Below are 11,824 nucleotides of genomic sequence, written 5' to 3'. Positions count from 1 at the left end.
ATGCGATTCGCGAATTAGTCAGCCTGCTGCATCGCCGCCACTCCAATATTGTCCGTGCCATCACCATTTTCGACAACAACAATCACGTCTACGTCACCTCGAATAACAACCAAAACCTCTCGTTATTACAGAAAGAGGACATCTCAACGCTGGAAGATGGCGTCTCGGTGGAACGGCAAGGCAATGTGATGATTTTGCGCACGCCAATCATCTCCGAACGCTATTCGGTGGATGAGCTGCCGGGCGAGGATGCCAAACCCGCCGGGAACCCGCTGGGTTATGTGGCGATCGAGCTGGATCTGCAATCGGTGCGGCTGGAGCAGTACAAAGAGGTGTTTGTCGCCACGCTACTGCTGCTGTTCTGCCTGTGCATCGCCATGCTATTTGCCTATCGCCTGATGCGCGACGTCACCGGCCCGATTCGCAACATGGTCACCACCGTGGACCGCATTCGCCGCGGCCAGCTGGACAGTCGCGTGGATGGCTACATGCTGGGCGAGCTGAGCATTCTGAAAAACGGTATCAACGCCATGGCGATGTCGCTCACCGCCTATCACGAAGAGATGCAGCAGAACATCGATCAGGCGACTTACGATCTACGCGAAACGCTGGAACAGCTGGAGATTCAGAACGTGGAGCTGGATCTGGCGAAGAAGCGCGCGCAGGAAGCGGCTCGCATCAAATCAGAGTTTCTCGCCAACATGTCGCACGAGCTGCGAACGCCGCTGAACGGCGTAATTGGCTTTACCCGCCAGATGCTGAAAACCGGGCTGAGCACCAACCAGCGCGACTACATGAGCACCATCGAGCGTTCGGCGAATAACCTGCTGAGCATCATTAACGACGTGCTCGATTTCTCGAAACTGGAAGCCGGCAAGCTGGTGCTGGAGTCTATCCCGTTCCCGCTGCGCGCCACGCTGGATGAAACGCTGGTGCTGCTGGCGCCGTCCGCCCACGACAAAGGGCTGGAAATTACCGTGTGCCTGGAAAAACAGGTGCCGGACAACGTGATTGGCGATCCGCTGCGCCTGCAGCAGATCATGATCAACCTGATTGGCAACGCGATTAAATTCACCGAGCACGGACATATCGATCTGCGCGTCGAGCTGCGCAGCATCAGCAACACGCGTGCTGAGCTGGAGATTCAGGTGCATGACACCGGCATCGGTATCTCCGAACAGCAGCAGTCGCAGCTGTTCCAGGCGTTTCGCCAGGCCGATGCCAGTATTTCACGTCGTCATGGCGGCACCGGTTTAGGGTTGGTGATCACGCAGAAACTGGTGAGCGAAATGGGCGGCGAAATTGCCTTCCACAGCCGTCAAAATCAGGGCTCGACCTTCTGGGTGCATATTCATCTCGATCTCAATCCGAACGCACCGGCCATTCCGCGCATGCTGGATGATTTGCGTGCCACGCCGCTGGCGTATATCGAGCCACATCCGGCGGTGGCGAAAGCGGTGCAGGAGATGCTGAGCATCACACCGTTACAGGTGCAGCACTTCTCCAGCCTCGAAGAGATGCCCGATACGCACTTCCCGCTGCTGCTGATGGGCTTGCCGGTCACCGAGCCGCATCCTGCGACGCTGTCGGATGCGTTGATTGCGCGTCTGCATGCGCGTGCCGATTCGGTGCTGCTGGCGCTGCCGAGTGAAATGATGCTGTTTGCCGACGACTTGCGGGCGCGCGGCATTGCCGGTTGTATCGCCAAGCCGGTTTCGTTGACGCGCTTGCTGCCAATGCTGCTGGACTTACATGACTGGCAAAGCGATGCGCTGCCGCGCGGCGCACGTCAGCCGCTGACGGTGATGGCGGTGGATGACAATCCCGCCAACCTGAAACTGATTGGCGCGCTGCTCGAGGAGCAGGTGCAGCACATCATTCTGTGTGATAACGCCGAGCAGGCGATTCGCCAGGCGCGCCTACACAAGCTGGACGTGATTCTGATGGATATCCAGATGCCGGATATCGATGGCATCCGCGCCAGCGAAATCATCCGCAGCCTGCCGCTGCACGCCACCACACCGATTGTCGCCGTAACCGCGCATGCGTTGGATGGTGAACGTGCGCAGCTTATCAATGCTGGCATGAATGACTATCTGGCGAAGCCGATTGACGAGGACAAACTGAGCCAACTGCTGCAACGCTACGCGCCGAACCGGGTCGCGTCGCAGCCGCAACCGCCGGAAGTTGCGCCGTCGCTGGATTGGACACTAGCGCTGCGTCAGGCCGCCAATAAACCTGATTTAGCCCGCGATCTGCTGCAAATGCTGCTAGATTTCCTGCCGGAAGTGGAAGAGCGCGTTGAGAGTGCGATGGCGAGTAATGATGTGGTGGGATTGCGCGAGATTATTCACAAGCTGCACGGCAGCGCCAGCTACAGCGGCGTGCCGCGCCTGAAGCAGCTTTGTCAGCAGCTGGAGAAGAGTTTGCATCAGGAGAGTGATATCGACGCGCTTGAGCCGGAGCTGCTGGAGTTGAGCGATGAGATGGCGAACGTGGCGCGAGAGGCGAGGAAGCTGTTGGCGTTGGGTTAGTGCGGTGCGCTGATGGGCCAGGTCGGCATAAATGCCGACCCTACGACGTCATTATGCGTACGCATTTGTAGGGTCGCCATTCATGGCGACCTGGCTTACAGCACTTTCCCAACTTTAATCACCGCCGCCACATTGCGCGCCGTCAAACGCACGTTCTGCGCCGCATTGGCCAGCGCGTCTTCCAGCGAACAAATGCTAAACAACACGCTGAACACCGCATCCAGCCCATGTTGATGCACCACGCCGACATCCGCCGTCAAACTTCCGGCAATGCCAATCACCGGCTTATTAAACTGCTTTGCGACTTTTGCCACACCAATCGGCACCTTGCCGTTGATGCTCTGGCTATCAATGCGCCCTTCGCCGGTAATCACCAGATCGGCATCTTTCACCTGCTCAGCCAGTCCCAATGCTTCAGTGACAATCTCAATACCGCTGCGCAACTCGGCCTGGCAAAACGCATGCAGCGCCGCGCCCATGCCGCCCGCCGCGCCGCCGCCATCAATGTGTAAAACATCAATATCCAGATCGCGATGAATCAAGGTGGCGTAATGTTCCAGTGCTTTGTCCAGTTGCTGCACCAGCTCCGGCGTTGCGCCCTTTTGCGGACCAAAAATCGCCGACGCGCCCTTTTCACCGGTAAGCGGATTACTGACATCGCAGGCCACTTCAAAGCGGCACTCTTTAATGCGCGCATCCAGCTGTCCGATATCAATGTGTGCCAGCTGCGGCAATGCACCGCCGCCATAGGCAATTTCCTTGCCGTGCTCATCCAGCAGCTGTGCGCCCAGCGCCTGCATCATGCCGGAACCGCCATCGTTGGTGGCGCTGCCGCCAATACCGATGATGATGTGATCGACACCGCGATCGAGCGCATCTTTAATCAGCTCGCCGGTGCCAAACGAAGTGGTAATCAGCGGATCGCGCTGTGCGGCGGGCACTAACTCCAGCCCGCTGGCCGCCGCCATTTCGATAAACGCGGTGCGCTCATCGCCTGACAAACCGTAGAACGCTTCCACTGGCTTGCCGAGCGGTCCAGTAACCGTCAGCCGGACAATGTTTCCCTGCGTTGCCGCCACCATCGCTTCAACCGTGCCTTCGCCACCGTCGGCAACCGGTATTTTCACGTAGTCAGCTTCAGGAAAGATCTCGCGGAATCCCGCTTCAATCGCCGAAGCCACTTCCAGGGCGGATAAACTCTCTTTATATGAATCCGGTGCGATGACAATTTTCATAGGCAATCCAGCGCGGTTGATGACGGACATCCGTCCTGCGAAGGCAGCGAGCCGCCCGGCATCCGCAGACGCCGGACGATTGCACTACCGGGTGATCTCAACTTTCGCTAATTTTTCATAATAGCAGGCCAGCGCGCTATGGTCGGAAGTGCCCTGTCCGTCCACCTTGAGCGCCTGCATCATCTCCATGACCGCAGCGGTCAGCGGCAGATGCGCGCCAATCTCGTGTGAGGTATCCAGCGCATTGGCCAGATCTTTGATGTGCAGATCGATACGGAAGCCCGGCTTGAAGTTACGATCCAGCACCATCGGCGCTTTGGCATCCAGCACGGTGCTGCCCGCCAGGCCACCACGAATCGCCTGATAAACCAGCTCAGGATTAACGCCCGCTTTGGTCGCCAGCGACAGCGCTTCTGACATTGCCGCGATGTTGAGCGCCACGATCACCTGATTCGCCAGCTTGGTGACGTTACCCGCGCCAATGTCGCCGGTGTGAACCACCGAACCCGCCATCGCTTTCATGATGTCGAAGCACTGATCGAACACCGCTTTATCACCGCCGACCATCACCGACAGCGTGCCTTCAATCGCTTTCGGCTCGCCGCCGCTCACCGGCGCATCGAGCATTTTGATGCCTTTCGCCGCCAGCGCATCATGCACTTCACGGCTGGCTAACGGCGCAATGGAACTCATGTCGATCACGATCAGACCCGGCTTCGCGCCTTCGATGATGCCGTTAGCGCCGAGGCACACCTCTTTAACCTGCGGCGAGTTCGGAACCATGGTGATCAACACATCTACCTGTTCTGCTACCTCTTTTGGCGTCTTCGCCACGGTGGCGCCCAGCTCCACCAGCTCTGCTTCGTTGCTAACATTATGGTCGCGCACCACCAGCGAATAACCGGCTTTCACCAGGTTTTTACTCATCGGTTTGCCCATGATGCCGAGGCCGATAAATCCAATTTTCATTGCCTTTCCTCTCAGTCAGTTATTTTTTAAATTTGTCACACAGCGCCTGCGTGGCGTTACGGAACACGCCCAGATCGCTGCCTACCGCCACAAAGCTGGCGCCCCACTCTAGATAACGGCGCGCATCGGCTTCCACCGGCGCCAGAATCCCGCTCGGTTTCCCCGCCGCTTTGGCGCGTTCAAATACGTGTTTAATCACTTTCAATACTTCGGGATGCGCAGGCTGGCCGAGATAGCCGAGCGCTGCCGAGAGATCGCCCGGCCCAACGAAGATGCCATCGACACCATCGACTGCGGCAATAGCATCGATATTGTCCACCGCCTGTTGCGTTTCGATCTGCACCAGCACCGTGATGTTATCGTTGATGGTGCTGTTGTAGTCCGGCAGCGTGCCGTACATGTTGCTGCGGTGCGAAACCGAGACACCGCGAATGCCAGCCGGTGGATAGCGAGTTGATGCCACCGCGCGAATCGCCTCTTCTTCGGTTTCCACAAACGGCACGAGGAAGTTATAGAAGCCGATATCCAGCAAGCGCTTGATGATGATCGGTTCGTTGCACGGCGGACGCACCACCGGCGCGCTGTGGCTGCCCTTCAGCGCCATCAGCTGCGGCACAAAGGTGGTGATGTCGTTTGGCGCGTGTTCGCCATCCAGTACCAGCCAGTCAAAGCCCGCCAGGCCCAGCACTTCGGTGGTAAGGGGATTAGCCAGCGCGCACCAGCTGCCAATCAGGGTTTCTCCTGCCAGCAAACGGCGACGAAAAGGGTTCGGCCAGGCATTGCTCATTGTCTTCACTCCTGTCGGTTACAGCAGGCTCCCGCGCGGGGAGCCGGAAAAGTTAGCGCACCAGGCACGGACGCTTGTTATCGAAGGTCCAGTTCGGTACGAGGAACTGCATGGCTTGCGCATCATCGCGCGCGCCCAAACCGTGTTTCTGATACAGCGCGTTGGCCTGCATCACCTGATCCATATCCAGCTCGACGCCGAGGCCCGGTTTTTGCGGCACCTGCACCATGCCACCTTTAATCTGGAACGGCTCTTTGGTCAGGCGCTGATTGCCTTCCTGCCAAATCCAGTGGGTATCGATGGCAGTAATCGCGCCCGGTGCGGCGGCGGCAACGTGGGTAAACATCGCCAGTGAGATGTCGAAGTGGTTGTTAGAGTGCGAGCCCCACGTCAGGCCGAAGTCGTGGCACATCTGCGCCACGCGTACCGAACCCTGCATCGTCCAGAAGTGCGGGTCGGCCAGCGGGATATCAACCGATTGCAGCGACAGCGTGTGGCCCATCTGACGCCAGTCGGTGGCGATCATGTTGGTGGCGGTCGGCATGCCGGTGGCGCGGCGGAACTCAGCCATCACTTCACGACCGGAATAGCCTTGCTCAGCACCGCACGGATCTTCCGCATAGGCCAGCACGCCTTTCAGCTGCTTACCGAGCAGAATCGCCTCGTTCAGCGACCATGCACCGTTAGGATCGAGCGTGACGCGCGCCTGCGGGAAGCGCTTCGCCAGCGCCGTTACCGCTTCGGCCTCTTCGCCGCCGCGCAGCACGCCGCCTTTCAGTTTGAAATCGTTAAAGCCATATTTTTCATACGCCGCTTCCGCCAGGCGCACCACCGTATCCGGCGTCAGCGCTTCTTCATGGCGCAGGCGATACCAATCGCATTTATCATTTTCCTGGCTCTGATACGGCAGCGAGGTTTTCTTGCGGTCACCGACGTAGAACAGGTAGCCGAGCATTTCCACACGATCGCGCTGCTGACCATCGCCGAGCAGCGAGGCGACGTTCACGCCCAGGTGCTGCCCCAGCAGATCGAGCAGCGCCGCTTCGATGCCGGTCACCACGTGAATGGTGGTACGCAAATCAAAGGTTTGGTTGCCGCGCCCGCTGGAATCGCGGTCGGCAAAGGTGCTGCGCACCAGATTGAGGATGTTTTTGTATTCGCCAACGGTTTTCTGCACCACCAGCGCCGCCGCATCTTCCAGCGTCTGACGAATCTTTTCGCCGCCCGGAATCTCACCCACGCCGGTATGTCCGGCATTGTCTTTAATGATGACGATATTGCGGGTGAAGAACGGTGAATGCGCGCCGCTCAGGTTGAGCAACATGCTGTCGTGACCGGCCACCGGAATGACCTGCAGCGATGTAATTTTCGGTGTCTGACTCATTTCCTGCTCCTTAGACTTAGCCGCGACCAAATGCTGGACGCTTGCGGTCGAATGACCAATTGGGAACCAGATACTGCATAGCGGTGGCGTCATTACGTGCGCCCGCCGGCAGCGATTTGTACAAAGCGTTGGCCTGATGCAGACGATCCCAATCCAGCTCGACGCCGAGGCCCGGCTTATCCGGCACGGCGATTTTGCCGTTGCGGATCTGCAGCGGTTCTTTGGTCAGGCGCTGATCGCCCTCCTGCCAAATCCAGTGCGTATCAATGGCGGTGGGTTTGCCCGGCGCAGCCGCGCCAACGTGGGTGAACATCGCCAGCGAAATATCGAAGTGGTTATTGGAGTGACAGCCCCAGGTTAATCCCCAGTCGTCGCACAGCTGCGCCACGCGCACCGCGCCGCTCAACGTCCAGAAGTGCGGATCGGCCAGCGGGATATCGACAGAGTTGAGCATCACCGCGTGGTTCATTTCGCGCCAGTTGGTGGCAATCATGTTGGTGGCGACCGGCAAGCCTGTCGCACGACGGAATTCGGCCATCACTTCGCGACCGGAATAGCCCTGCTCGGCACCGCACGGATCTTCGGCGTAGGTCAGCACATCGCCCATGCCTTTACACAAGCGAATGGCTTCGTCGAGCGTCCAGGCACCGTTGGGATCGACGGTGATGCGCGCATCGGGGAAGCGTTTTTTCAGCGCTGCCGCTGATTCAATTTCCTGCTCACCCGGCAGCACGCCGCCTTTGAGTTTGAAATCTTTGAAGCCGTATTTGTCCTGCGCCGCTTCCGCCAGCCGCACCACGGATTCCGGCGTCAGCGCCTCCTGATGGCGCAAGTGATACCAATCGTGGCTGGCATTTTCGCCGGTTAGATAGGGCAAATCGGTTTTGCGACGATCGCCGAGATAAAACAGATAACCGAGCACCGTGACTTCATCGCGCTGTTGGCCCGGTCCGAGCAGTTCCGCTACCGGCACGCCGAGGCATTGGCCGAGCAGATCGAGCAGCGCGGCTTCCAGCGCGGCCACCGCATTGACGCGCAGCTCGAAGGTCCACGCGCCTTTGCCGAAGGTATCGAAATCCGCCGACTGATTGCCTTTGTGCACCTGCTGCACCAGACGATTCATGCGCGCAACCTGCTGGCCTTTTACCTGCGGAATCGCCTCAATCAGCGTTTGGTAGATGGTTTCACCGCCCGGCGCTTCACCGACGCCGGTATGTCCGGCGCTGTCAGTGAGCACCACAATATTGCGGGTGAAGCAGGCGCTGTGCGCGCCACCGATGTTGAGCAGCATGCTGTCGTAACCGGCAACCGGAATCACCTGCATGTCGGTGATGACCGGCGTACTTTGCGTAGTCATAGTCCGTCCTTATGGCCTGGTTTTCAGTTCGACGCGTTTGATATCGCCGGCAATCACCAGGAAGCTAAATGCGGCGACAAAGGCATGAATACCGACATAAATCAGTGCGCCTTCAAAGGATCCACTGGTGGCGATGATGTAACCGATAGCGATTGGCGTGACGATGCCGGAGAAGTTACCGAACATGTTGAACAAACCGCCGCTCAAACCGCTGATCTCTTTCGGTGCAGTATCTGCCATCACCGCCCAACCCAGCGCGCCAATGCCTTTGCCGAAGAACGCCAGCGCCATGAAGAACACCACCACCCATTCGGTGTCGGTGTAGTTACACATCACCATCGAAATGGAGAGCAGCATGCCAAGCACAATCGGCGTTTTACGCGCGATATTCAGCGAACCGGTTTTACGCATCAGGTAATCAGAAATCACCCCGCCCAATACGCCACCAAGGAAGCCGCACACCGCTGGAATCGAGGCAATAAAGCCCGCCTTCAGGATTGACATGCCGCGCGCCTGCACCAGATACACCGGGAACCAGGTAATAAAGAAGTAAGTTAAGGCGTTGACGCAGTATTGGCCGAGATAGATGCCCAACATCATGCGGGAAGTCAGCAGCTGTTTGATCTGGAACCACTTCTCGCTCCAGCTCACTTTGCGATCGTCCTTTTTGACATCCATGTTGATCAACGCGCCGCCCTGCTCCATGTACTCCAGCTCGGCTTTGTTGACGCCTGGATGATTGGTGGGATCGTGGATCACTTTCAGCCAGATGAAGCTGAGGATGATGCCCAATCCGCCCATGAACCAGAACACGTGCGCCCAGCCCACTTCGGAGACCAGCCAACCCATGATCGGCGCGAAGATCACCGTGGCGAAGTATTGCGCTGAGTTGAAGATCGCTACTGCGGTGCCGCGCTCCTGCGCCGGGAACCAGGCCGCAACAATGCGGCTGTTGCCGGGGAAGGATGGCGCTTCCGCCAGGCCGACCAGGAAACGCAAAAGGAACAGCGAAATGATAATGCCAAAGCCGCTGAACAGATCGACAAAGCCCTGCAGTAAGGTGAACAGCGACCAGAGGAAGATGCTCCAGAAGTAGACGCGTTTTGAGCCGAAGCGGTCGAGCAGCCAGCCGCCCGGAATCTGCCCAATAACGTACGCCCACGAGAAGGCGGAGAAGATGTAGCCCAGGCCGACCGAATCAAGGCCGATATCTTTGGACATCGCCGACCCGGCAATCGAAATGGTTGCGCGGTCACCGTAGTTGAACGAGGTGACGATAAATAACATCACCACAATCCAGTAACGGGCATTGGTGCGCTTTTGCACCGCTTCCGCTGTCTGGCTGAAACTATTCATGATGCACTCCTGAAATATAGCGAACGCTACATCCACTCTGACTGCATACACATCGCGTTGGGTATCAGAATGATGTTGGGTTAAACACGGCGATTTTTATATTTGGCAATACGATGATGCGTCGTGACGAATAACCTAACGTTGAAGAACGAGAATCAGTATAGGAACAGCCTGGAGGCGAAACACTGGAAGAACGCATGAGGATTAAGGGCGAATGAGAATGATTTTATGGCATCTGCACATAACGCTGCGGCGTGGCTCACGGAACGCTTTTTTCCATCGCGATTTTGCCTGGTAAACGTACAGGCCAATAGCAGTTTGTGAGTCAATTCACTTGCGTTTGGATAAACGAACCAAATTCACCTGTTAAATCTCCTTAAAGCCAGTCAGTTGCACAATGCATCCGGCAAAAAACCCTGCATATACTGTGGCTGGCAAAAAACGATGACGTGATCGACGTATTTTAAACCGCGCTGCTAAGTACAGTGCGACGAACTGGAAGGTGAGCAATGAACCGTCCTCTGACAGAAAAACCGCTCTATATCAAAGTGCACGATGCCGATAACGTGGCGATCGTGGTCAACAATCAGGGATTGCCGTCCGGCACCCGTTTCGACGACGGGCTGCAACTGACGGAGCATGTGCCGCAGGGACATAAAGTCGCGCTGAGCGACATCCCGCAAGCGGGCGCGATCCTGCGCTATGGTGAAGTGATTGGCTACGCGCTGCGTCCGATCCCACAAGGTAGCTGGATTGAAGAATCTCTGGTGGCGCTGCCCGAAGCGCCACCGCTCAACAGTTTGCCGCTGGCAAACAATGTACCGCCCGCGCTGCCGCCGCTGGAAGGTTATACCTTCGAAGGGTATCGCAACGCAGATGGCAGCGTGGGCACGCGTAACCTGCTCGGTATCACCACCAGCGTCCACTGCGTGGCGGGCGTGGTGGATTATGTGGTGCAAATCATTGAGCGTGATTTGCTGCCGCGCTATCCCAATGTCGATGGCGTGGTGGCGCTGAATCATCTGTATGGCTGCGGCGTGGCAATCAATGCGCCGGCCGCGGTGGTGCCGATTCGCACCATTCACAACCTGGCACTGAATCCCAATTTTGGTGGCGAAGTGATGATCGTCAGCCTTGGCTGCGAGAAGTTACAACCGGAACGTCTGCTGACCGGCACACCGGACGTGCAGGCGATTTCGCTGGATGATAACGACATTGTGCGGTTGCAGGATGAGCGGCTGGTCGGCTTTGGCGCGATGGTGGATGAAATCCTGCAGGTCGCCGAACGCCATCTGAAAAAGCTCAATCAACGCCAGCGCGAAACCTGTCCGGCATCAGCGCTGGTGATCGGCACGCAATGCGGCGGCAGCGATGCTTTCTCCGGAGTAACGGCGAACCCCGCCGTGGGATTTGCTTCCGACTTGCTGGTGCGCTGCGGTGCAACTGTGATGTTCTCAGAAGTGACCGAGGTGCGTGATGCCATTCATCTGCTGACGCCGCGCGTGGTGGATGAAGCGGTCGGCAAACGGCTGCTGGAAGAGATGGCGTGGTATGACGATTATCTCAGCCAGGGCCAAACCGATCGCAGCGCCAATCCCTCGCCGGGCAACAAAAAAGGCGGGCTGGCGAATGTGGTCGAGAAAGCGCTGGGCTCGATTGCGAAGTCAGGTCGCAGCCCAATTATTGAAGTGTTGTCGCCAGGTCAGCGCCCTACCAAACGCGGGCTAATTTATGCAGCAACACCAGCCAGCGATTTCGTGTGTGGCACCCAGCAGATTGCATCGGGCATTACCTTGCAGGTGTTTACCACCGGGCGCGGCACGCCTTACGGTTTAGCCGCCATTCCGGTGATTAAGATGGCAACGCGCAATGCGCTGGCCGAACGCTGGCATGATTTGATGGATATTAATGCCGGAACTATTGCGACGGGCGAAGAGAGTATTGAACAGGTCGGTTGGCGACTGTTTGAGTTGATTCTGGATATTGCCAGCGGGCGCAAACAGACGTGGTCGGATCGTTGGGGGATTCGTAATCAGCTGGCGGTATTTAATCCGGCGCCGGTGACGTGATGGTTGTTGCCCTCACCCTAGCCCTCTCCCACTTCGCGGGAGAGGGAACAAACCGTGCGGGCTGCACCCTCTAAATATTCCCTCTCCAGCTGGCGGGAGAGGGTTAGGGCGAGGGAAAAGTCATTACAGCAAC

Annotated in this window: 8 protein-coding genes; 2 read left to right on the top strand and 6 right to left on the bottom strand. The window is 57.7% G+C overall.

Translation table 11 applies throughout. The features are described from left to right. A partial coding sequence (gene barA / locus RTY00_RS10250; protein ID WP_312664352.1) for a two-component sensor histidine kinase BarA occupies nt 1–2,534 on the top strand: 2,534 nt, incomplete at its 5' end. Nucleotides 2,535–2,629: 95 nt separating this feature from the next. Here the strand turns inward: barA and RTY00_RS10245 are convergent. The 6 genes from RTY00_RS10245 to RTY00_RS10220 all read right to left on the bottom strand — a co-directional run bounded on the left by RTY00_RS10245 (nt 2,630) and on the right by RTY00_RS10220 (nt 9,622). Then, nucleotides 2,630–3,769, bottom strand: a complete 1,140-nt coding sequence (locus tag RTY00_RS10245) for a glycerate kinase (RefSeq protein ID WP_312664351.1) — start codon at nt 3,767–3,769, stop codon at nt 2,630–2,632. An 84-nt stretch (nt 3,770–3,853) separates the two neighbouring features. Next, the gene (gene garR, locus RTY00_RS10240; RefSeq protein WP_312664350.1) at nt 3,854–4,738 is read right to left on the bottom strand and encodes a 2-hydroxy-3-oxopropionate reductase; all 885 of its coding nucleotides are present in this window, start codon (nt 4,736–4,738) and stop codon (nt 3,854–3,856) included. Nucleotides 4,739–4,757: 19 nt separating this feature from the next. Continuing rightward, the gene (gene garL / locus RTY00_RS10235; protein WP_061719917.1) at nt 4,758–5,525 is read right to left on the bottom strand and encodes a 2-dehydro-3-deoxyglucarate aldolase; all 768 of its coding nucleotides are present in this window, start codon (nt 5,523–5,525) and stop codon (nt 4,758–4,760) included. A 52-nt stretch (nt 5,526–5,577) separates the two neighbouring features. Beyond that, a complete protein-coding gene (gudD, locus tag RTY00_RS10230) occupies nt 5,578–6,909 on the bottom strand; it encodes a glucarate dehydratase (protein WP_110868303.1) in 1,332 nt (443 codons plus the stop codon). A 16-nt stretch (nt 6,910–6,925) separates the two neighbouring features. Continuing rightward, nucleotides 6,926–8,266 (bottom strand): enolase C-terminal domain-like protein, encoded by a 1,341-nt coding sequence (locus RTY00_RS10225; protein WP_312664349.1) that lies wholly within the window; start codon nt 8,264–8,266, stop codon nt 6,926–6,928. A 9-nt stretch (nt 8,267–8,275) separates the two neighbouring features. Further along, nucleotides 8,276–9,622, bottom strand: a complete 1,347-nt coding sequence (locus tag RTY00_RS10220; protein ID WP_312664348.1) for an MFS transporter — start codon at nt 9,620–9,622, stop codon at nt 8,276–8,278. 509 nt (nt 9,623–10,131) lie between these two features. On the opposite strand from RTY00_RS10220, the gene garD reads away from it, so the two are divergent. Beyond that, nucleotides 10,132–11,691, top strand: coding sequence for a galactarate dehydratase (garD, locus tag RTY00_RS10215; RefSeq protein ID WP_312664347.1), 1,560 nt, complete (start codon nt 10,132–10,134; stop codon nt 11,689–11,691). The last annotated feature ends 133 nt before the right edge of the window (nt 11,692–11,824 follow it).

It is taken from the genome of Pantoea sp. CTOTU49201 (assembly GCF_032054795.1).
In the GTDB taxonomy this organism is placed as follows: domain Bacteria; phylum Pseudomonadota; class Gammaproteobacteria; order Enterobacterales; family Enterobacteriaceae; genus Pantoea; species Pantoea symbiotica.
Note: the sequence above shows the minus strand (reverse complement) of the source record. Positions and strands in the feature narration are given on the sequence as shown.